Genomic DNA, 21,752 nt, shown 5'->3' with positions numbered 1-21,752 from the left:
CCACTTTTAAATTAAGGAGCCGTTCATGAGCCATGAATTTATGACCGACGAAGAGCGCATTGAATTGCAAAAGAACAACCCATTGCACGGTCTTAAATTAGAAGACATGTTGCAACAACTGGTTGATCATTACGGTTGGGAAATCCTCGACACGGCGATGCGTATGAACTGTTTTAACACCAAGCCAAGTATTGCAAGTAGTGTTAAGTACCTGAAGAAAACAGAATGGGCTCGTGAGCGTGTAGAGAACTTTTATCTATACCGCTACAAGCGCATGCCAAAGGCATCCGAATACGAATTCAATCTGCCACCACGTGCGCGTACTTTCCGCCATGGATTGGAGCCGCGTGAGCCAATGGAACTAACGGTTGAATCGATTCTGGCTTCACAAGCGAAGGCTGCCTCTGCGCACAAAGAACGCTCGTCTAAGCAGCGTACTGATCGCGCTCGTTTTAACAACCGCCGCCGATAAGCGTTTTCGCCACAGGTGCTTTAATCACTTTGAAAAGCCTAGGTATTAGTACTGTATATTGAAAGCCAAACCACTCGGTTTGGCTTTTTTGTTGTGTCTCTGACACGCTTTCATCACTTCTGATTGCTCGCCCGTCATCACGAAGTGCAACGCATCACCCGGTTTGAATTCAGCTAGGGGTGCAGCTTAAATTTTAAGCTTTCACGAGAGTTGCTGCGTTACGCATCGCTTCTTTGGTTGAACACTCCACAACGTTTGCTTTTGCGAAGCGATGAGCATCTTTTACTTGGATATCGTGAGCCAAAATAACCAACTTCGCTTGTGCTATATCTAGGTCAGTGATGCGGTTCTGGATACCGTTTTGCCCCTGTGTTTCTACTTTGATTTTTAGGCCTGCTGCTGCACCTGCTTTCTCTAGTGCTTTCGCTGCCATGAATGTGTGTGCTACGCCAGATGGGCAACATGTTACTGCTACGATGTCGTACTCGCCTTCGCCTGCTGCTGGGGCCGCTTGTGCAGGTGCTGCTTCTGCGATTTCGTCTTCTGCTTCTTCTTCAGCAATTGGTTTCCAGAAGCCAACGATAACCGCTGTTGTTAGTGAGCCTAGTGCGATACCCACAACATACATTGGGATATTGCTTGATACCGGTGCTGTAATTAGACCGCCCCATGGTGCGTGTAGTAGTACGTTTGTTAGGAAGCCGAACACACAGCCAACAATACCACCAGCAACGATTGAAGGAAGAACGCGCACAGGGTCGTTTGCTGCAAATGGAATAGCACCTTCTGAGATACCAATAGAGCCCATGATTGCTGCTGCTTTACCTGCTTCTTGCTCTTGTTTAGTGAACTTATTCTTAAATAGGAATGTTGCTAGTGCCATGCCTAGAGGAGGCGTACAGATTGCGATACCAACACCACCCATCAGCCATGGTTGAGTATCCACTTGAGTTTGAGCGAATAGTGTTGCTACTTTGTTGATTGGACCGCCCATATCGAACGCAGTCATACCGCCAAGAATCGTACCTAGAACGACTTTGGAAGCGCCAGCCATAGAAGCTAGGAATTCATTCATAGAAGCCATAAAGATTTTGATTGGCTCACCGATACCCCATAGAACGATACCGGCAGAGATAAGCGTACCAAGTAGAGGGTAGATAAAGTAAGCGCCCAACGCCGTCATGTTAGCAGAAAGAGGGATCTTCTTAAGTTGGAACACCACACCACCTGCGATGAAGCCCGCTACGATACAACCAAGGAAGCCGCCGCCCATATCAGCCATGATGCCTGATGCGATCATTGCTGGCGCTAGTGCTGGTTTGTCTGCAATTGAGTAACCGATGAAGCCACCAAGAATAATTGGGAATAGCACGAGACCTTTAATACCGATATTAGAAATATCAGCCAATAAACCGTCGGCAGGAACCGCACCTTTACCTGATGCCATTACCGCTAGCGCCAGCAGTACACCACCCGCAACGATAAATGGAAGCATGTGAGAAGTACCGAATAAAAGATGACCTTTCATAGTACTTAGGATTTTTTTGAAATCGCTATTATTATTAGTTTGAGCTGTGATTGTACTCATAATTTCACGCCTTATGAATTAATTAAAATATTTAGTATTTGGTTTTCGTCTTGTGCGTTATGAATTCCTTCAATAAACGCTTCGCTAAATTTTCCGAATAATTCTTGAAGAACATAAATATGGTGGTCAGCACCGTTATCTGGTGAAGCAATCATGAAGAATACGGTTGGCTTGACTCCCTCTTCATCGCCATACTCGATGCCTGTGTACTTGACGCCAACAGCGATTGCAGGCTCTGTAACCGCTTTACTTTTTGCGTGTGGGTAAGCGATGCCGTCCATTGACGTTACGCTTAATACTTCACGTGCCTCTATGTCGGTTAAAAAGTTATTTTTGCTGCTGATTCGATTATTTTCGAATAGCATTTGCGCTAGCTCTTCAAAGACTTCTTTTTTATTGTTTGCTTGAAGGTTGCCTTTTATTAAATTGACATTAGTGAGTTGCGTAATCATCTTTGACTCATTGGTGCTGAAGTGGTGAGACAAATTTAATTAATGTTACGGTTTTCTGAAATAGTAAAAAAAAACCAATAACTATATTTTTGTATCACCGAGAGCTAAGTGTGATAGAGGTCATTAATATCAAGAACCTATTCGGGAATTTGAGTTGTGAGCTATGTCTTGTTTATCTTTAAAGTTAATAGTGAAGATAAAAAACGGCCCAGTTTTGCTGGGCCGTTTTTGTTCCTCAAGAGGAGATTAAGCAGGATATTCCACGATAATGTCATCCGCACTGTCGACAAAAACGGCGCCTTTCTCTTCCATCTCCGCAATCACTGCATCGATAGTATCTGGTAATACCGCACGAGTAGAGGCTAGGTTTACAATCACTTTGAAACCCAAGTCTAGAGCTTGAGTCACGGATTTTTTTACACAAAAATCGAGCGCCAAGCCACCAACCACAAGGGTGTCGATTTGGTTGAATTTTAAGAACTCATTCGCGCCAGTGGTTTTAGTATCTCCAATATCATGGAAAAAAATGCCGTAAGGGTGTGCGTCCGGGTCCATGCCTTTGTTTACTTGGAAATCGTACTCCAAAACAGGTGGTAAACCATCAATCAGATCAACACCGGTGGTGCCGAGTACACAGTGGCGGTTCCACTTAATGTCCACATTGGGTAGGCCTACGGGTTCAAGCATATTTGCTGGTGATTCTGCGTCCCATGCTGCTTTTGGTGGGTGCAAATCACGACTTACAAGCTTCAGACGGCCTTTGGTGTGGTTCTTTAGCAGTTGTGGAACGATGTCTAATGCGCCACTGACTGGCAGCTCGTCAGGGCAAAGTTCAGTAAAACCTTTCTCTGGGTCCACGTCGATTGCAGCAGTGGTTTGATAATTGACTCGAACAGTCATGGCTGACTCCTTGTCTGTTTTAAACTTGCGCTAGCCACGCAAGCAGTTTTGAAAAAAGGTCACTTCGTCGCTTGCTAGGGTATATACCATGGCTGGCTTACCGCCTTTGCCTCTATTGGTAGAGGCGACTTTGTTGGTTGGCTTGAGTACACAGGAATCGATCAAACGTCGCTTAATCGTCATGCGGCTGATGTCGATACCAAATTCTTGGTAGGCGGCTATGATGTCTGCAACCAAAAACTCTTTATCAAGTGCAAACAGCAATACTGAGGTGTATTCGATAGAAGCGCGTAGCTTTTTCCATGCCTTTTTAATCATCTTCTGATGGTCAAAAGCGAGGGTTTCTTGACCATCGAGGATAGTTTGCAGCGGGAACCACTTTAGATGGCACTCTGGAATGCCCGCATTATCAATTTGCTCCTTGTTGTTGCGGTCAACTAAGGCGTAGTGCGTGACGTTCAGACTCCAATCTTCAGGGTCGCGTTTTGGGTCGCCGTCGACAAAGGCTTCACTGAAGTGACGCGGGTAGGTGTGAATTTTTTCGCGGCAGATACGGCGTCGTGCCGCTTCGAAATTCTCATCAGCTGGACGTCCACCTTCACGGGTCATGTCTTTATCAAACACAAATCCACCAGGCAGGGCCCAGACACCATGGTAAGGGCGCTCTGGATTAGAACGTTTGATCAGCAACACCTCCAACCCTTTATCAGCGCAGCCGGATAGCCTGAATGGAATGATGTCGACAGTTACGATCATGATTTTGCCCTGAGAATAATTTGTCAATAATCTAGCGCAGAACAAGTAACCAATCAATGGGTAAGTAACTAATTGTTAGAAACGTGTTTATGGTAAATACGTAATTTTAAGCATGTGTTGGCTTTCTTTTTTGGATGTCGCCAAAACGTATCCCGCGATATCGCGTTTAATAACCTTGCTGTAATTAATAGTTAGTAACAAAAGTTGACAAACCCCTAGTGGGTGTTTATTGTTTACGCAATCTAGTTAGTAACAAAAAGTTATATACCCCTATTTTGCTTTGTTGCAAACTTTCCAGCAACTCTGGCCGAAAACAATAGGACAAGGTTTGTACCACGTAGAGGGAATTTAGGTATAAACGAAAAAAGGGTGTATAGAAGGGCGACGAATGACCACCAATTTATTTTTGTCTCGTATCATCCAAAGTGCGTTAGATTTTGACGTCTACAAAGTCAATATGATGAGTGCCGTTGCTGCGCTCTATCCTGACGCAATGGCTTGCTACAAATTCATCGTTCGCAGTGAGGAAGACTTGTCTGAATTATTGCCAGAGGTGAAAGCAGAAGTTCTTAAACTGCAAGATATCACGTTTTCTAAAGAAGAAATTGAATACATAAAGAGAGCAGCGCCATATCTGAGCCATGAATTTGTTGATTCTTTAAACTCATTTCGCTTTAACCCTCAACGTGACGTTTCTTTCAATGTTAAAACGATGGCCGCTGGTAACAGCCAACTACGCATTACCATTCGTGGTCTTTGGAAAGAAACCATTCTTTACGAAACCATCATCATGAGCATTGTGTCTGAAGTACGCAGCCGCTCACGTTGGGCGGAGATTCCAGTTGAGCAATTTCAATCTGTCCTAGAAGAGAAAGTTCAGTATCTCAAAGCAGAGCTGGAACGTCGTCAAATCTACAATTTTAAGTTTGCGGATATGTCGACTCGTCGTCGTTTCTCCTTTCAAGCACAGCGCTCAATGTTACAGTATTTGAGCAAAGCGCTACCCGATTGCTTAACAGGAACCAGCAACTATCATTTGGCTAGAGAACTTGATCTTGCACCGATTGGTACCGTAGCACATGAATGGTTTATGGGACACCAAGCGTTGGTGAATGTTCGTGATTCACAAAGAGTGGCGCTGCAGCGTTGGCAGCAGGTGTTTAATGGTGCGTTAGGTATCGCGTTGACTGACACTATTGGTATTGATGCATTCTTAAAAGATTTTGATGAACAGTTGAGTAATGCGTACGCAGGTGTGCGTCATGATAGCGGTTGTCCGTTCGTATGGGGCGAAAAGATGATCGAGCATTACCAAAAGCTCGGCATCGATCCAATGACCAAAACCTTGGTATTTACCGATGGGTTGAACTTCGAGCAAGCACTGGATATTTGTGAGCACTTTCAAGGCCGCGTTCAGGTGAGTTTTGGTATTGGTACGGCATTATCGAATGATATGGGCGATTATGTGAACACGAAGGGGGGCTCTTACAAGCCGCTGTCTATCGTGATTAAAATGGTTTCATGCAATGGCTCACCGGTAGCGAAGATTAGTGATGAGCCAGAGAAAGCGATGTGTGAAGACATATTCTTCTTGATGAATCTGAAACGTCGTTTTGAGTTGCCACTCGATCTTGATGAGTGTCGTGCGCTGATCGACCGCCTTGAGAATGAAGGTGACAACTTCCTCATCGATGCTTAACAAAAGCAAGAAACCATTGATAAAGAGAGTGGTGTTACTTCATCACTCCTTTTGTATCTCACATACTTCGTTATATTTGATTTCACATAGTGTTCCGCATTTCGTGCGGTAAGGGAGGCGCTTACTGCCCGTATTAGCGCGTACCTTCTTTACAATAAGCCCTTCTAGGTTTGCACTCTTTAGATTCTTTTCTCGAACCTTTTTCCAATAGTCATCAAAAGCCATACGTCACCATGTAGTCATGTCTATTTTTATAAATCTATCATTATTTTATGCAGCGTATTCCAGATTTTTGCGTAAGAAAAATCCTAAAAATCATTCAAGAAAAAGAGATTTACCTTCTGCTCTTATTTTTTGTTTGTAACTTTTATGGTTTCGATAAATTTATGTCGTCAAACTGATAGGGTGATTTGGTTATAGTACAAGCAAAGAACAGATCAGGAATGAGCGATGAATTTGGTTGTACATTTGCGTAAAGCAGCGATCAATAAGTTCGGCTATGAATGGGCTACGCGCCAAGTTTGGAAATGTGGTATTAAAGCGAACCTTGTTAAGCGTGTGATTGGCATTTACAAAGGGCAGATTGTTTGTGTCGTTGAAGGTTGTCGTGCAGAGCTAACAACACCAATTAACAACCCTTTGCATAGTGATGAAAAGCAAGGTCGTTATGTATTTGTTGGAGGCATTTTCTGGGAGCCAAACAGTATCATTGCGCCAGGTTTTCCTGACTTTATGTTTATGCACTTGCGTAGCCATAGCCACCGTTTTAAATACCTAACGGACGATGAACTTTTTCTTAATTTAGCTTGAGCGCTTTTAACTGTCTTATGACCAGAGCATCAATTTATCCTGATGTGGATTTGAGCCCATGACTTACTATACCGCCAAGCAAAGATAACGGTATTGGGAAATTGTTCATGAATATAAAATCAATTGCGCTCGCAGCAGCTGTTGTTGCTGTACTAGCAGGTTGTAAAGATAAGACGCCACCAGCGCCAAAAGAAGCGAGTATTACGTTTGTTGAGGCCGTTACAGAAACAGTGAAGAAGCCGCATCAAGTATGTAGGGATGTCGTTGTGAATCACAAAGTCGCACCAAAGGATAATAACAAGATTCTTGGTACTGTGGGCGGTGCAGCTGCAGGTGCTGCGTTGGGTAACCAAATCGGTGGTGGTTCCGGTAAAGTGATTGCAACGGCCGCAGGTACGATTGCTGGTGCAATGGCAGGTCGTGGAATCCAAGACAATGTTCAAAAAGGTGATGTGGTAACCTCAACAGAGAAGCAATGTCACACAGAATATACGACTTCAGAGCAAGTGGCTGGTTACGATGTTACTTACGAGATTGCTGGCGTACCAACAACGGTTCGTATGAAGAACAAACCAACGGGTAAGGTATTCCCAATTCAAGATGGCAAAGTCGTCCTACCTCAGTAGTTACCAGTATTAAAGTCCTTTTCTTAAACGAGAAAAGGACTTTTTCAATTAAGCCATGTTTATTTTTTGACGAAATAGTCCCCCAAGGTTTTGCGCCACTCTTTCGATTCTCTAATTTGTAACAATGCGCGATTAATAGCCTCTTCATATTGATTACTTTCGGTCATGATAAAGCCGTAGTTTTGCTTTTCTAATTGGTAAGGCAACACCTCTAGGTTTTCAAATTGTCCGGCTTGTCTACCGATGCCAATCATGTACTTCAGCACCACATCATCAGCGACGATCGCTTCTACCTCTCCTTTTTCTAATGCTTTTAGCAACATTGTCATATCATCGTAGTGCTTGTAGCGAATGCCAAAACTGGTCAGCATGAGCGAGGACGTTGTCGCTTCTTTGGCGCCAACCTGTACCCTGGCTAAATCATTGACGCTTTTGATTTGAGAGTGCCCTTGGCTGAGAGTAAGTTTACTGGCTAAGACGGCCGTAATACTTGCTATGAATAACATGCTAAGTACACCGATGAGTACAGTGACAATACGCCCAGTCAGGCTCTTAAACTCAAAATAATTAAATGGGCCGCGAGTAATAAAGAGTAAGCCAAGTATGAAGGTTTCAACCCAACGACCGATGCGACTTTTCATAGAATACAGCTTTTCATTTTTTCCTTTTTCTATTACGTAGAAGAAGGCACCGACTATACCCGCTGTAAGAATAATAGCCCCAATGATCAACCATAACGCAGGATTTAAGAAAATGGACCTCAAGGTATGCAAGTAGCCTTGACGTTTAACCGCAATAGCGAGGTGCGTTTCATAAAAAGAGTGAGAAAAGTCGGCGAATATCTCTCGTTCGGGCGTGATAGATATGCATGAAACCCCAATGTCGATCTGTCCACTTTCAATCCCATCGAGGAGTTCATCAAGTTGATGGTTTTCATAATTAAATTCCACGCCCATTTTTTGGGCTATCCTTTCCCACAGTTCGATACTCAGGCCATTGAGTTCTTGGCTGGTCGAATTAATAACAAAAGGAGGACAAGGATAAGTGCCGACTTTGAGAGGGGAAGCAGAAGATACAGGACTAAAAAAAAATAGAGCCAAAACGGCGGAAGTGACAAAGAATCGAAGTGTTGATTTGAATAAATTTTGCATGCACTAGACCTCAATCAAGAGGCAGTTGTGAATTGTATCGAGAGCAAGGATCCACTCAAAGAGTCGTAAGAATATTGAGGCGCAGGTGTGATAACGAATTCAATACTGCCCTAATTTTATTTACCCTTTTAACTATAGCAGTTGTTATCAAACAGAAAGGGGCGATGGATTGCCCCTTGTTTCTATTGTCACTTGTTTTTTGTCACCACACGGCATTGGTGCTAGATCGTGCAGTGGAAGTATTAGACGTTGTTCTTTTGCGTACGGTTGTATTCGCGGTGTGGGATCAAGGCATTTTGCTTAGGTTGTAGAATGACGCTAGCTCGCCAGTTGCTTTCTCGCCGTTTATGTCTAGTTTCATTAGTATGTTTTCGCCAACGAAGTACTGATTTGAATCTGACTCATCAACCAATGTGATGATGTTGCCTGACTCATTCCATGTGAACTTACCCTCAGACCTGACTGGGTCACCTTTCTTGCCCTCATATAGTTTCACCAATGAGTAAGTGCCACTTTCATTAAGAGTGAGGGTGGTGTCGATGTCTGCGCAATCGGCGCAAGGAAGCTTGCCTTTATAAATGCCGCTCCAATCCAACGCATTTTGCGCATTGTGGCCAGAATCAACGAAAGTGTCAGTGGTGATCACTTGCTCTTCTTCAACCATTGTCATGTCAACGGAGGTATCAGCTTCGGTTGCTTGAGGAACCTCAACCACAGTTGTCTGCGCTGGTTTCTCATCCTGACATCCTGCTAAGATAACGACTGCACCAGTGAGTGCCAATAGTGTCTTTTTCATCATATTCCTCTCTAAATCAACAAGCTAATATGCGAACATAATCTTGTTTCTGGTATGCAAAGGTCACTTGGGTATACCGGAATAATCATAGACCTGTTTCCGAGACATGCGTCAGAATAAAGCAAACCATTGAACTGCTTTTGTAAGACAAACTCTTTAACGTCAGTGGTTTGAAAATAAAGAGAGATAAAAGAAGAAAATGCAGCGGCCTGCAATGACGACTTGCATCACCAGCGTAAAGAACAATAAAGTGAGCAAAAGGCTCATCTGATGATGAGCCTGTGTTGTGTTAGGATGCTTTATCCATGACCGGGGGCGTTTTAACCTCCTTTAGCGGTGACCCCTCTTCAGAATGATCAGTGAAGATGTCAGCGACTGCGCTGCGTTCCAGTTCACCTTGCAGATTACCTTCTTCATCCACAACAGGCAGTGAGTAATCACAAGACATGGTGTCGGGTAGTACTTCCTCAATTACGGAATCAGGGGAGACTATCGGCACTTCTTCGTAGATCTCTTCTGCTAGCGCTTGCGCAGCATCCGTCTTCGCGGCGTCTAATAAGCTCTCTTTGGTGACCACTCCTTGGTAGCCTTCGTCGGTTACATGGTATGCATAGTCTTGTTTCACACGTTTCATTTCGATAAGAGCTTCTTCAATTGTCGTCGCGGTAATACGATACGCTGGTGGTTGCATTACAGTCTCGACGGTAAGGGCGCGTGCTCGGTTTACGTCTTTAACGAAGGCCTCTACATAGTCGTCAGCAGGATGGAGTAGAATCTCGTCTGGAGAACCTTGTTGTACCAACTCACCATCTTTCAAGATAGCGATACGGTCACCCAAACGAAGAGCCTCGTCTAGGTCGTGTGTAATAAAGATAATGGTCTTGTGTAGCTTTTCTTGTAGCTCGATAAGCTGATCTTGCATCTCGCTGCGGATCAATGGGTCGAGTGCAGAGAAAGCCTCATCCATCAGTAAGATCTCGGCGTCAGTGGCTAGAGCACGAGCCAAGCCGACACGCTGTTGTTGACCACCAGAAAGTTGTGCTGGGTATTGATTCTCGTAACCTTTAAGGCCAACGGTTTCCAGCCACTCTGTGGCTTTCTTAAGACGCGCTACTTTCGTGACGCCTTGAATTTCAAGGCCGTAAGCCACATTGTCAACCACAGTGCGATGAGGCAAGAGGCCAAAGCGTTGGAATACCATCGACATTTTGTGACGACGGAATGCTTCTAACTCTTTTGATGACAATTGCATTACGTCGATGCCCTCAACCAAGATTTGCCCCATGGTAGGATCAATCAAGCGGTTGAAGTGACGGATCATGGTCGACTTACCAGAGCCAGATAGGCCCATGATAACGAAGATTTCGCCTTTGTTAATTTGTAGATTGATGTCTTTTAAACCAAGGGTATGGCCGGTATCAGCGAGAATTTGGTCTTTGCTCTGACCTTGTTTTACTCGCTCGATGACCGTTTTTGGCTTTGGTCCGAAGATCTTGTACAGCCCGCTGATCTCAATAAGTGTCTCAGTCATGTTTCAGATCTCCTAAGTGTGCTTGAGTTCGCTTCGCGTAAGCTTGCGATGCACGGTCAAACAATATTGCCAGTGCCACAATCGCTAGGCCATTAAGCAGACCAAGAGTGAAGTACTGGTTGGTGATTGATTTCAATACTGGCTGACCTAGGCCTTTAACGCCAATCATAGAAGCGATAACGACCATAGAAAGTGCCATCATTATGGTTTGGTTGATACCAGCCATTATGGTTGGCATTGCCAAAGGTAATTGCACGCCGACTAAGCGCTGCTTCGCACTCGCGCCAAAGGCGGTTGCCGCTTCAAGTACTTCTTTATCAACGAGTCGGATGCCTAAGTTGGTCAACCGAATTACGGGTGGGATCGCGTAGATAACAACGGCTATTAGGCCGGGTATTTTTCCGATACCGAGAAGCATCACGACTGGGATTAGATAGACGAATGCTGGCATGGTTTGCATCACGTCGAGTAGTGGTGTCACGACGGACTGGACACGATTTGAGCGCGCCATGGCAATACCAATCGGAATGCCGAGCACAATGGCGAGCATGGTACATACCGTGATGATGCTGAGCGTCCGCATGGTGTCTTCCCACATGCCAAAGTACCCAATCAGGATCAATGACAGGAAACACGCGACAGCCAGTTTCCATGAGCGACTAGCGGCATAAACCAATGCAGTACACACACCAAGAATGATCATCCATGGTGTAGAAATAAGGAGTTTTTCGAACCAAACGAGAAATGAGAGAAGAGGGTCGAAGAATGATTCAATAAGGTCGCCGTATTCGCGAGAGAAATCGCGATAGGCGCCATCTAAGGTTTTGCGGATGGCTCTGAGATCTGAGCGATCCATTTCTGGGAATTCGCTAAGCCAATTCGAGTCAGACATGTTTACTTCCTTTTCTTGCCGAGACTCAAGCGAGCCTCGGCATACAACAATTTCGGTATTCCTATACCATTTACGAAACGTCTAAATCTTACAGTGCACCTTGCACTTTTTTAGCTACGTCTTGAGGAACCCATTTGGTCCAGATTTGTGGATAGCTTTCTAGGAAATGGAACATGGTTTCTTCACCGTCTGCTTGGTTGTCTTCCATCCAAGCTAATAATTGGTTCATGTCAGCGTTGGTGAAGCCACGTTTTGTGAAGTAATCGTATGCTGCAGGGGAGCGTGAAGCGAACTCTTCGGTGGTAATCGTATGAACAGGTGAAGGAGGATACATGGTTGCTTTTGGATCAGCACAATCTGCTTGTGTTGTACAGCTGACAAATTCTTTCTCGTCAACACCGCTACCGAAGTCGACTTTTACCATGTCGTATTTACCAAGTACTGCTGTGGGGGCCCAGTAGTAGCCGAACCAGGCTTCTTTTCGCTCATAGGCTTTTGCAATCGAACCAGATAAACCTGCACTAGAACCAGGATCAATGATGTCAAAGCCAGAGTCAGAAAGCGCCATTGCTTTGAAAAGATTACCAGCACTAATTTGACAGTTCCAACCAGCTGGACAGCTGTAAAATGCCGATTTAGCTTTGTCTTCGGGGTGAGAGAATAACTTCGCGTGCTTTTTTACCCCTTCGATGGTCTTCATTTCAGGGTATTGCTCTACCAGATAAGCTGGTATCCAGAAACCCTCTTCTCCCCCCTCGATAAGTGCTTTACCTGCGTAGCGCAGACGTTTTTCTTTGACACCTTTATCTAGCGCGTCTTTGAGGCTGTTACTCCAAAGTTCAGGCGCGACATCGGGTTGTCCTTTTTCGATCATTGAGGTGCCAGTTGGCATGGTATCGCCGGGGATGAGTTCGGCGTCACAGCCGTAGCCATGCTCAAGAATAAAACGGTCCACATTGGCAATCAGCGTTGCGGAGTTCCAATTCATATCTGCAATGGTAACCGTCCCACACTCACTTGCGTTTACGTTGGTTGCTGCTATTGCTCCAATCGCGAGTAGTAAGGGAGTTTTGTACGTCATATTGAGTTTCCTTTCTCTTAATCGTTTTTCAGAATAACCAATTAATCATTAGTGTTCAAACTAATGTGCTCTATCAACTATAGTTATAATTGTTAACAAATATGAAGGAAATGGTAGTTTTGTGATAAATAAAACCTCTGTAATGAGAAGTTTTTATCGATTTATATCAGTTGATCAATCGATATTTTGTGTCTTGTTAGTTGGGGAATGTTAGATGTCTAATTAATATTTCGCTGAGGAAGCGGGTTGGATCTGTTCCGCTCATTCCTGAGTGAGAAAAGGCGACCTTTAAGGAAAACGGTTGGTAGAGGCTTTTCGCTCTCAGGAGGTAGAGGACAAAACTCTATGGCAAACGTATGTGTGAGTTATTAAGGACAGGACTGTCTAGAGTGAAAAGGTTGTCAGGTAGGAAATTAAACTCAAGATGGGACAATGCCCACATAGGTGAAATAAGCGGTAATACCAATCGTAGATAGTGCTATTCATTCTGGCTTGTTATTATGCCCAATACTTGGTTTGGAACATTAAAACGAATGTTAACCCAACATTTTAGCCTTGTTTTGAAGCCTTCTTCTCGCGTTAGTTCTTGTCAATTACTGTGATTGGTATGAAGTTTCTGCACTTTTACGTGATAGTCGCCTTTTTTGGCAAAATAAAGGCCTCAAAACGAAAGAGTTTGAGGCCTTACTTTTAACTGTTATAGATTCCGATACAACTGACCGGGTTTAAGTAGCATTGGTGATAAATCACATCACCTTGGTCACTGTTATCATCCTCTTGCTCGGTCGCACTCAATGAGAGCATCACTGTAGGGGAGGGTTTGGCTTGTGACGATGGTGGTTGAGCTAGGCTTATTGAACTAAAGAGTATAAGAAAAGCCAGACTGATGATGTTGAATTGTTTCACTTTGGTTGTCCTTGTGTTTTTATTTTGTTGCATTTTAATTGATTGCCGACTTGTGTCAAATTGTAAATACCTGATAAAGGTATGAATATCAGATGGTGAAAGAGACAGACAAAAGTACGTGACAGAATTGATGCGCTGGCTTTTTTGCAGGGTCAAGGCTAACGGATCTTGGTTGCGTTAAACGGTGGGACTCTGTCAATACTGAGACTGAGTGTTAGAAAAGTTGTGTTAACTAGGTGCAGTGGTCGGTGGTTAGCAGTGCAATATTTTTGACTGTTAATTGAGCCCTCTTCGACTTGGAGGGCTCTTTATTATTCTTCCGACTAAAACGAAGTTAAGTATTGCCAGTTATGGTTGCTCCAGTCATCCATATTTGGTTTATCTGGCCATGGAAAGTAACCGTTCTCATCATTTTTTAATTGGTAGTAATGACGCTTGCCATCATGGAAGTCATACAAATAGATGTCGCCCACTTCACCTGTTTCACCATGAGCACGGAGTTTTTCTTGTCGGTACCAGTTCGCAACATCTTGCTCAAACTCATCACGTTCTAACCAACGGGTCAGCGTTTCATCGAGCGAGTGGTCACTAGCGATAAAGTGCCACTCCGAATTAGAGAACTCATCGGTAGGCATCTCAGAAGCATCGCCTGCTGACTTTTGTAAGAAGTACCCTTGCTGACCACCTTTTAGTGACGATTTAAACAGTTGGAATGGAACGTTTGTTGTCGCCGCTTGCTCAGCAGAGAGAATTTCTTCCACACGATAGTAGGCTTTAAGGCGAGCATCATGATCCAAACCCTTACGTTCAACACGGATCGGGTTTAGATCAAAATTTACATAAGTTTCTGCATCACCAAGATATTTCCAATCTTGATTCGAAACCTTGTCTATTGGCATTGCTCCTGCATTTGTTCGTTTCATCATAAAGTAGTCGAGAGTACCGCTATCAGGGTTTCTGTGAGAAAAAAGTGCGCCAATAAAGCCAGCTTTAATTTGCTTAGCGGAAAGAATGGAGCTGTGTTGGCCAAACCGTTGATACTCATTTTGCGTTAACACGGCGCGTTCGAACTCCGCCACACTCGAATAATCAGCATTGGTCAGTTGTTTAATTTGAGCAAACGTTGGCGAATCTTCAACACCTAGAGCATAGCCATCGTGATCTTTACCAAAAGTTACGGTACGCTGTGGATATTCATCTGTAACTTCAAACTGGCGCGTCGTTAGTTTTACCTTGCCCAACTCTTCGAAGCTTGGCTGTTGCTCAGCGACATATTGATCTATTAACTCATCAAGGTAGCCGATAAACTTCCATTGGTGATTGGATTGACCGCTGTCCGGGAAATACCAGTAACGATGAGTTTGCAGCTCAAACAGTTCAATACGACCGTTGCGGTGGTAACGGAACATATCGCCTGGGTTACCTTTTTGTTTGTTGTCATCCCAATCGAAGAAATGTTCTTGACCGACATCCGCCAAGATTGCTTCACGAACGATGTCCTCAAGTAGTCGCTCTGGACAAAAAACCGCCAAGCTTTCAGGTTCAGCAGAACGCTCTAAATTGATGTGAAATTTATTGCTCATTCTTCTGTCTAAACGATGGCCATCAAGCGCTACTTGCTCAAATTTCCCATTTGCATAAGTTATTTCAGCCCAGCATTGACCCACTTGTGGCTCTGGTAAATCGAAGACATTACCTGAAGCACCATACATGGGTGGATAAATATGGCTTAAGTGCTGTTTTGTTGGGTCGTAGTAACCGACCGTAGTAACGACATCAACACCAGTAATACGCGGTTTCCGCTTCGACGTTTCTTTAACCTCAAGCATGGTCTGCGCACTTTCATCCCAATGAGTAAATCCAGACTCGGTAGACATATCCAGTAAATCGTAAGTCGCTAGATAGTCTTGAGCTACTTTCGATGTATAACCAGTAAATAGTGGATAGTTGTTCGAGTTTGAATCAAAGTTACCGCCTGCCATTGGGTCCTTTTGATAACCGACGAGACCTTTAAAATCACGGCCATCATACCCCCGATTATACCAAACGACGTTATCTGCCATGCGCCCTCGGTAAGCATCATATCCCCAACCACTTGTTGTACTGTGGTAGTACACGTCCGGTCCACCAGGATAATGCCATAGGCTGAACGCATGGCCGATTTCGTGAGTGACTTCGTTGCCAGTAGAATCAACCAATAGCACCATACCATTACCACCAGATGCACCATGGGTTACGTCAACAACCTCACCTTTTTTGTTGAGGTAACGACCAATTGAGTGACCAATGACGACAGTTGGGAAGTGAGCGGGTTGCCATTGATGGGTGCCCGCAGTACTTGGGACACCAAAGTTCGCATTGTTGATGCCCGTCTGAATAAGTGATTTGGTGATGTTTTCGCGCAGATCTCCAGAGTGAATATCTGGCTTTTCAAATTGACTGTATTCCTGTTCTACTTCACCGTAAGCGGTAACCACCTTGTCTAGTTTTACTGGTAAATATGGACTAATACTCATTGATGCCAGTGGAAGACGTTGGAAAAGCTCTGAACCATAGTTAGCCATACGAGTTTCTAAAGGCTTAGCGGCTGGTGGCTCCGTCAACATACCTACGCGCACCATCGGCATCTCTAAGTGTGTTGGCGGACCAAACTCGATGCTGTCTGCCGCGAGTTCACCTTCACGCATGTCATAAGTTTCAAAGCGTAAGCTCAAACCGTTTTCAACATAATTCCAAGGCAGTACCGTTGAATAAGAGCGCTTTGAGTACAAAATATCAGGCCGTTCATCTTCTACCGTGCGGTCAGCACTGAGTAACTGAGAGGGATTACTTAGCACGCGCTTTTCTAAAAGTTGACCATCTTTGTAGATATAAGCGAGAATATTTTTCTCATCAATGCTCTCTTTTTCTGGAGTGATTACTAACAAAGCTTCACGATGTGTTATAAGTTTTTGTTGGGACTTTTCTGTATTGCCGTAAGGCTCTGATATTTGGTTCTGTACAAAGCGAACTTGTGCCTTAAAGGTCCCTGCTAAATGGTTAGTGACATCTTGATCGTCAATGAAACCAATCGCTTCGGTTTGTTTTTCGTCGAAAGGTTTGCAGTCTTGGTTAGTTGTATTTACACCACCGTCTGCGAGGTAACGGACACTGCATCGTTTGTTGTTCTCAATCCATTCTAAGTAGTTTTGTCCGAACTGGTCATGATAAACATATACACCGTTAAATTCATTGGTTAAACGCCAAGGTGCTTTTACAAAATCGAACATAGCTTCCGCTGAACGGTCAGCATAAGCGGCGTTTTCTTCGTGCGATGACCCCAATACAAACGGCATAAATATGGGTTTGTGATCCGGTGTCATTGCGTAAAGGTATTCACCAAGTCGGAAAAAATTTTTCCCATTGTGCTCTTCCCAATTATCTGGGTTTTGCGCCAATTGGTTCACCTGCTCAACACGTGCTTCGATTTGTTTTGCCATTTCTTGCATCATAGTGTTGCGAATATCTTCATCAGCGGTAGCGCTATAAGCTGGAAGAAGTGCGCCAATCGCACTGGCTAACAGAGCTTTTTTTATCATTGTATTACTACTCATCATTAGTGTTATGACCTCACGACTAAATCGACATCAGCTGTGTCTAGTCGAACGAAAAGGACAAAATTACGCCCACCATAAAAAGATACAGTACAGCATGTTGCCTTACAGTCTATCGTACTGTTTGAGGGCAAGCTAATCGAGATAATAAGAAAACTAAAAGTAATTCAATGGAGCAATCTCACATTAATTGGTATGGAGTGCGGATTGTTTGGTATAGAAGAATTATGTTGCTAAATGACGCAAACAGAGAACGCCGGAATGTACTATGGGTGAGGGGCCTTAACATAAAAACCGGCGTGCAGTGGCCATCAAGGACTTGTCAGTGAAGAGCATGAGCTGGCGTTGAAAGTTTACAACCAAGCAGAGATTATATTATGTAGATATGATGTTACTGAGTTAAGCTCATGCTTTAAATAATTGTATGTGCTACTCGCTTAGGACCTTGTAATTTGTTTTGTAAATAAGGTAACGTATCTCAGTTAGCAAAGAGCCCTCCAGAGAAGGGTTCTTTGATTATAAAAAGTTATTGTTTACGAGGATTTCAGGGGTGTGTGAGCTGAACTAGAGACTCCATGGCACGAAAAAAATCGGCTTCACTCAGATTGTACCACAAACCTTGTTTTTGCCCTTGAGATGCAAGCTGGATATCATTGGTATCTTGCCAATTGAATCCGTGGCAACGTTTAATTTCTATCGCGTTAAACCTTAATAAGTCTAATTGTATTTCTTCGGTCATACTTTCAAATAAGATGCTATCAACATTGGTAACTTCCTTATTGATGACTTCGGTGTTGTGATAGAATTTTAAGGACGGCTCTGCCGCAGTGAGTGCTTGGGCATTGGGTAAATAAAACAGAAAAGTAGTAAAGAGTAATGATCTCATAGCTAGTAAACCCCTTTCATTGACTTGATAATCCGTAGCTGAATATGGCACAAAATTTAACCTTTCGGAATAGGAAGAGTGTAAGGTATATTACACTTTTTAACGATTACTACTTTTTGATTATAAAGAGGTAAACTCGTGCCTAACGTACAATTATTAAAGTGTTATGTACTCAGTGGTTGCAAGTTGTAGGACTCAATAATACGTTCCGACGGTACCTCTCTGAAAAATAAATTATTCTTGCCGAGCCTAACATCTCAAGATTAGTCATTTTTATAATTAATGATATCAATATAAATTCAGTACCAGACCAAAAGTTGATACTATGACACCTTTTTTATTTCTACACTTCAACCTACTCTAAAATTGTCAAAAGTGTATTTGGGTTATAGTACTCTTGCCGTTAATGGTTCGATATAAATATAAGATGAATGGTTTAACATTACTCATCTATCTGATATGTTGGTTTTTTAAAATTAATTAGGTGTGCATTATGAAGTTAATACCTTTTATTACAATCAATCTTGCTTTGTTTTCGGCTTCAGTTTTTTCGAATACCATCGTCTCCTCTTGCCCAAATCCAAATACGATAGAAAATATAAACTATACTTTTTCAGCTACCAACACTAGCGGAAGCTGGATCGGTGTTGCGACACAAGGAAACAGCGGAAGTATTACATCGTTTAGAGAAGCTGTAATCTATCACGCACAACCTCTGAAACTAAATAAATGTGCTTACAATCTTGAGAATGGTGTTGTTGATCTGTATTTAGGTGAGAATCGAGACCGAGAGATTTCAATTTCAAATTATCGAGATAGCTGGCTGAGTTTTAGTAGTGGATGGTTTACTTATTTTGAATGTAGAGGAGCGGCTGAAGATTGTAAGTTTGAGTTTGAAAATTAGGCTAAATCTCAGAAAGGCTTGTGATCAATACTGTTTTTTCTAAGACGGCCATTTGGCCGTCTCTTTTAAAGATAACTAATCTTGTTTGGGCCAGGCATTCTTACCTTCAGTTCGTCCAACAGATGGATTCTGAAATGCTAGCAAGATTGGTTTATTTGTTATTTTGGGAATCTCTAATTTTTTTTGCAATCCACTGATGCAAATGAAGCCCTGTTTTACGTTTTAGGTACATATCTATCCCTGCTAAAATCAATAGTCCAATTATTGTTCCCATCATTCATCTCCAAGATTAGTTATAAGTTCGTCACAAGCTACATAGCTGTTACTTCATTGATTTCATAATGTTATCTATATCAAGTCCACCAAGTTCCTCTAGGTTGCTTTTAATCTCTTCATCTATGGATAGATGGTGCTCGACTTCCTTTACTTCCTTCTCAAGGAACTTTTCAACTTCTTGAGAGACATTGAACATCAGTCCCTGTTCGCGAGCTGCTCTTCTAGCGCGCTTAAGACGAAAATCTAAGTCTGATGAAATTTTAATGTTTAATGATACTTTAGATTGTTTTTTCTGTAATGACATGTCAATTCTCAACAATGGCCTATTAAAACTATAATCTTTTCTACCTTTTTTGCAAGAAAAAAAGAACGTTGGCTATGATTTTATTTGACCTGGAAAAATAAGTGACTGTATATAAATAAATTTTTAAAGATACTTTGTGGTACTTTCGAGCGAGAAAGGGCTACCAATGTAGCCTTGCAACGAAGGCTTGCCCATCTCTTAGCATCAATTTGTCCGTAAAATAATTCAAAATCATCTTTGACAACAAATCAGCGACTCCTGTTTGTACAGATATAGGAGTAAAAATCCGTTAATAGTACAGTCGAATAGACCGCCTTAGGCCGAAAGGTTCTTGCTATTTAAAATCTATTTTTGGTTGAAGAGTGGATCTTATTATTCTTATTTTAGTCAGGATGTCGTGTGGTAAATATAAATTTATAATTAATTTTCTTAGTTATTTGTGATTAATTAATCAAATATAAAGTTATATATCATTTTAAATATCAATATGGCTTATTTGCCATTGACGATTTGTGTTGTTGTCGTGTTAAGGTTGTTAACAGTTTGGTTTGTATGTTGTCGCTAAATGTGTATTTTTAACATGACAATTCATTGAATCGAATGAGTGCTTAATAAAGCAAAATCAATCAACTTTATATGGAATAAAGATAAATGGACGAACATAAAATAATGGACGAAGAGAGAATGGAAGACTATCAGACTAAAGGAAAAACAGCTCACGGTGCTAAAGGGAGCCTGCATAGCCATCACGATGCTAGTGCAAGTAAAAAATTGATTGAACGATATGGTCGATCTGAGATGCATCGTGCTTCAAGCGTAAAAACGGCGACATTAGTTGCGAGTACGCTTGGTTCCCTGGGAAGCGTATTAGGAATTATGCCCTCTGAAAAGGAACAAGAAGAATTCAAAGTAACTTTGAAAAATACAACTGACCATATATATGTTCCAAGAGAGGTGAGAATAAACGGTAATCTATACGCGCAGTCTAATTTCACGACCTTGGGGCCGGGCGAGTCTGGTGACCTGAAATGTACAGTAAACAATGACACAGCCTTAGACGGTGGAAACGTGGAGTTTAATATTAAAGGTCTAGTTGTGGGTGGAGATTCTGAGTCGAGTGGTTCGGTTGAACTTGATATGCACATTGACGGTCCTGACGAGAACGATTCATCATGGACACTTCATAGTATTAAAACAGACACTTATGGAAATATACACTGTAATGACACTGGCTCAAGTCCGAATAAACAAAGATTAACTGTAGTTGAGTTTGAGCCAAAAGAGACTACATACCCTAGCTTTAGTATCGCATCATACGGAGCTTCTCCAACAGCGCGTTCTTTTAGCGTCGAAATTTGCTTATAATTTAAAAGGAATTAAATATGTCTAATGTTATTGTTCACACAGACAAAAATACAGCCCATCAGGTTGGCTTGGCGACAGCAAAACATTACAGATCATTAAACGTAGAGCATGAACGTGGAGCGTTTGCTGTTCTCACTATGGTCAATGCTATCGTCGGGGCAGGAATAAGTTTATATAGGGGTGGAAGGAACGTATGGAGCAATGAAAAGCTCGTAAAGGATGTTACATTAAAAATTAACAATCAAACGAGTCAATACTTTTCAGTTTATGCTTTGGACCAATGTGACAATGGTGCTTGCGATGCAGCCGTAATAAAGCCGGGACAAACTGCGGAGCTTGATCTTGGAGAAGGAATGGGGCCTATTGGTACTCAATCTTCAGTGAGGGTATGGTTTTCTTATGGAACAAATGAAAACACCACCCATTCAGGAATTCTTCATTTTAGTGATCAATCGACTTCAGGTCATTCTCGACAGGTAAGACTTGCCGCAATACAAATACCTTACAATGGTTCTTTTGTAGCATGTTCACACCAAAATCACAGTAATTTAGATCTAAAAACCAGTTACTTTGAGGTTACAAAAAGCCATGCACCTTTCTATGCATATTGCCCTCCGATAGCTCACTCTCAAGGGGCGTCGCTAACGCTAAACTTTGTCGATAAATTACAAAATTAGTTGTTGTTCGCCACGCTCTAGTCAAGCTTAGAGTTGTATAAGAATTTGTTTTCAAGCTGAGTAGCTTTGTTGCTCGGCTTTTTTGTA

Annotated in this window: 19 protein-coding genes; 7 read left to right on the top strand and 12 right to left on the bottom strand. The window is 42.6% G+C overall.

Annotated elements, in window-relative coordinates:
* Positions 1 to 40 precede the first annotated feature (40 nt).
* Entirely contained in the window at positions 41 to 472 is a 432-nt protein-coding gene (locus AND4_RS06045; RefSeq protein ID WP_043991520.1) for a VF530 family DNA-binding protein, read from the top strand.
* Between the two features lie 193 nt (positions 473 to 665).
* On the opposite strand, the gene AND4_RS06040 is transcribed toward AND4_RS06045, so the two are convergent.
* The 4 genes from AND4_RS06040 to AND4_RS06025 form a co-directional block, all read right to left on the bottom strand.
* Positions 666 to 2,060 carry a fructose-specific PTS transporter subunit EIIC gene (locus tag AND4_RS06040; RefSeq protein ID WP_009842044.1) on the bottom strand — a complete coding sequence of 465 codons (1,395 nt, stop codon included), beginning with the start codon at positions 2,058 to 2,060 and terminating at the stop codon, positions 666 to 668.
* An 11-nt stretch (positions 2,061 to 2,071) separates the two neighbouring features.
* A complete protein-coding gene (locus AND4_RS06035; protein ID WP_009842043.1) occupies positions 2,072 to 2,512 on the bottom strand; it encodes a PTS sugar transporter subunit IIA in 441 nt (146 codons plus the stop codon).
* 246 nt (positions 2,513 to 2,758) lie between these two features.
* A complete protein-coding gene (locus AND4_RS06030) occupies positions 2,759 to 3,412 on the bottom strand; it encodes a nicotinamidase (RefSeq protein ID WP_009842042.1) in 654 nt (217 codons plus the stop codon).
* Between the two features lie 30 nt (positions 3,413 to 3,442).
* Positions 3,443 to 4,168 (bottom strand): NUDIX domain-containing protein, encoded by a 726-nt coding sequence (locus AND4_RS06025; RefSeq protein ID WP_009842041.1) that lies wholly within the window; start codon positions 4,166 to 4,168, stop codon positions 3,443 to 3,445.
* 388 nt (positions 4,169 to 4,556) lie between these two features.
* On the opposite strand from AND4_RS06025, the gene pncB reads away from it, so the two are divergent.
* From pncB to AND4_RS06005, 3 genes are all read left to right on the top strand, one after another.
* Positions 4,557 to 5,867, top strand: a complete 1,311-nt coding sequence (gene pncB, locus AND4_RS06020) for a nicotinate phosphoribosyltransferase (RefSeq protein ID WP_009842040.1) — start codon at positions 4,557 to 4,559, stop codon at positions 5,865 to 5,867.
* A 450-nt stretch (positions 5,868 to 6,317) separates the two neighbouring features.
* Positions 6,318 to 6,677: a hypothetical protein gene (locus tag AND4_RS06010; RefSeq protein ID WP_009842038.1), complete on the top strand. Its 360-nt coding sequence runs from the start codon at positions 6,318 to 6,320 to the stop codon at positions 6,675 to 6,677.
* A 107-nt stretch (positions 6,678 to 6,784) separates the two neighbouring features.
* Positions 6,785 to 7,303, top strand: a complete 519-nt coding sequence (locus AND4_RS06005; RefSeq protein WP_009842037.1) for a glycine zipper 2TM domain-containing protein — start codon at positions 6,785 to 6,787, stop codon at positions 7,301 to 7,303.
* 59 nt (positions 7,304 to 7,362) lie between these two features.
* Here the strand turns inward: AND4_RS06005 and AND4_RS06000 are convergent, their stop codons facing one another.
* The 7 genes from AND4_RS06000 to AND4_RS05965 form a co-directional block, all read right to left on the bottom strand.
* Positions 7,363 to 8,454, bottom strand: coding sequence for a transporter substrate-binding domain-containing protein (locus AND4_RS06000; RefSeq protein ID WP_043991497.1), 1,092 nt, complete (start codon positions 8,452 to 8,454; stop codon positions 7,363 to 7,365).
* Between the two features lie 286 nt (positions 8,455 to 8,740).
* A complete protein-coding gene (locus AND4_RS05995; protein ID WP_009842035.1) occupies positions 8,741 to 9,250 on the bottom strand; it encodes a copper resistance protein NlpE in 510 nt (169 codons plus the stop codon).
* 289 nt (positions 9,251 to 9,539) lie between these two features.
* On the bottom strand, positions 9,540 to 10,781 hold the full coding sequence (locus tag AND4_RS05990) for a glycine betaine/L-proline ABC transporter ATP-binding protein (RefSeq protein WP_009842034.1): 1,242 nt from the start codon (positions 10,779 to 10,781) through the stop codon (positions 9,540 to 9,542).
* A complete protein-coding gene (locus tag AND4_RS05985; RefSeq protein ID WP_009842033.1) occupies positions 10,774 to 11,673 on the bottom strand; it encodes a proline/glycine betaine ABC transporter permease in 900 nt (299 codons plus the stop codon). The genes AND4_RS05990 and AND4_RS05985 overlap by 8 nt, the downstream gene beginning before the upstream one ends.
* 88 nt (positions 11,674 to 11,761) lie before the next feature.
* The gene (locus AND4_RS05980; protein ID WP_009842032.1) at positions 11,762 to 12,754 is read right to left on the bottom strand and encodes an ABC transporter substrate-binding protein; all 993 of its coding nucleotides are present in this window, start codon (positions 12,752 to 12,754) and stop codon (positions 11,762 to 11,764) included.
* 1,229 nt (positions 12,755 to 13,983) lie between these two features.
* Complete coding sequence (locus tag AND4_RS05970) at positions 13,984 to 17,238, bottom strand: M66 family metalloprotease (RefSeq protein WP_009842030.1); 3,255 nt, start codon at positions 17,236 to 17,238, stop codon at positions 13,984 to 13,986.
* 559 nt (positions 17,239 to 17,797) lie between these two features.
* Positions 17,798 to 18,190, bottom strand: coding sequence for a hypothetical protein (locus tag AND4_RS05965; RefSeq protein WP_043991496.1), 393 nt, complete (start codon positions 18,188 to 18,190; stop codon positions 17,798 to 17,800).
* A 442-nt stretch (positions 18,191 to 18,632) separates the two neighbouring features.
* On the opposite strand from AND4_RS05965, the gene AND4_RS05960 reads away from it, so the two are divergent.
* Positions 18,633 to 19,043, top strand: coding sequence for a DUF3757 domain-containing protein (locus AND4_RS05960; RefSeq protein ID WP_009842028.1), 411 nt, complete (start codon positions 18,633 to 18,635; stop codon positions 19,041 to 19,043).
* Between the two features lie 322 nt (positions 19,044 to 19,365).
* On the opposite strand, the gene AND4_RS05955 is transcribed toward AND4_RS05960, so the two are convergent.
* Positions 19,366 to 19,623 (bottom strand): hypothetical protein, encoded by a 258-nt coding sequence (locus AND4_RS05955; RefSeq protein ID WP_009842026.1) that lies wholly within the window; start codon positions 19,621 to 19,623, stop codon positions 19,366 to 19,368.
* Positions 19,624 to 20,274: 651 nt separating this feature from the next.
* On the opposite strand from AND4_RS05955, the gene AND4_RS05950 reads away from it, so the two are divergent.
* Complete coding sequence (locus tag AND4_RS05950; protein WP_009842025.1) at positions 20,275 to 20,988, top strand: hypothetical protein; 714 nt, start codon at positions 20,275 to 20,277, stop codon at positions 20,986 to 20,988.
* A gap of 17 nt (positions 20,989 to 21,005) precedes the next feature.
* Entirely contained in the window at positions 21,006 to 21,665 is a 660-nt protein-coding gene (locus tag AND4_RS05945; protein WP_009842024.1) for a hypothetical protein, read from the top strand.
* The last annotated feature ends 87 nt before the right edge of the window (positions 21,666 to 21,752 follow it).

It is taken from the genome of Vibrio sp. AND4 (genome assembly GCF_000171815.1).
GTDB lineage: Bacteria > Pseudomonadota > Gammaproteobacteria > Enterobacterales > Vibrionaceae > Vibrio.
This window is presented reverse-complemented; position numbering and strand designations above follow the sequence as displayed.

Coding starts and splice junctions, on each gene's coding strand:
- AND4_RS06045 (WP_043991520.1), top strand. CDS start 41: ATGACCGACGAAGAGCGCATTGAATTGCAAAAGAACAACCCATTGCAC.
- AND4_RS06040 (WP_009842044.1), bottom strand. CDS start 2,060: ATGAGTACAATCACAGCTCAAACTAATAATAATAGCGATTTCAAAAAA.
- AND4_RS06035 (WP_009842043.1), bottom strand. CDS start 2,512: ATGATTACGCAACTCACTAATGTCAATTTAATAAAAGGCAACCTTCAA.
- AND4_RS06030 (WP_009842042.1), bottom strand. CDS start 3,412: ATGACTGTTCGAGTCAATTATCAAACCACTGCTGCAATCGACGTGGAC.
- AND4_RS06025 (WP_009842041.1), bottom strand. CDS start 4,168: ATGATCGTAACTGTCGACATCATTCCATTCAGGCTATCCGGCTGCGCT.
- pncB (WP_009842040.1), top strand. CDS start 4,557: ATGACCACCAATTTATTTTTGTCTCGTATCATCCAAAGTGCGTTAGAT.
- AND4_RS06010 (WP_009842038.1), top strand. CDS start 6,318: ATGAATTTGGTTGTACATTTGCGTAAAGCAGCGATCAATAAGTTCGGC.
- AND4_RS06005 (WP_009842037.1), top strand. CDS start 6,785: ATGAATATAAAATCAATTGCGCTCGCAGCAGCTGTTGTTGCTGTACTA.
- AND4_RS06000 (WP_043991497.1), bottom strand. CDS start 8,454: ATGCAAAATTTATTCAAATCAACACTTCGATTCTTTGTCACTTCCGCC.
- AND4_RS05995 (WP_009842035.1), bottom strand. CDS start 9,250: ATGAAAAAGACACTATTGGCACTCACTGGTGCAGTCGTTATCTTAGCA.
- AND4_RS05990 (WP_009842034.1), bottom strand. CDS start 10,781: ATGACTGAGACACTTATTGAGATCAGCGGGCTGTACAAGATCTTCGGA.
- AND4_RS05985 (WP_009842033.1), bottom strand. CDS start 11,673: ATGTCTGACTCGAATTGGCTTAGCGAATTCCCAGAAATGGATCGCTCA.
- AND4_RS05980 (WP_009842032.1), bottom strand. CDS start 12,754: ATGACGTACAAAACTCCCTTACTACTCGCGATTGGAGCAATAGCAGCA.
- AND4_RS05970 (WP_009842030.1), bottom strand. CDS start 17,238: ATGATAAAAAAAGCTCTGTTAGCCAGTGCGATTGGCGCACTTCTTCCA.
- AND4_RS05960 (WP_009842028.1), top strand. CDS start 18,633: ATGAAGTTAATACCTTTTATTACAATCAATCTTGCTTTGTTTTCGGCT.
- AND4_RS05955 (WP_009842026.1), bottom strand. CDS start 19,623: ATGTCATTACAGAAAAAACAATCTAAAGTATCATTAAACATTAAAATT.
- AND4_RS05950 (WP_009842025.1), top strand. CDS start 20,275: ATGGACGAACATAAAATAATGGACGAAGAGAGAATGGAAGACTATCAG.
- AND4_RS05945 (WP_009842024.1), top strand. CDS start 21,006: ATGTCTAATGTTATTGTTCACACAGACAAAAATACAGCCCATCAGGTT.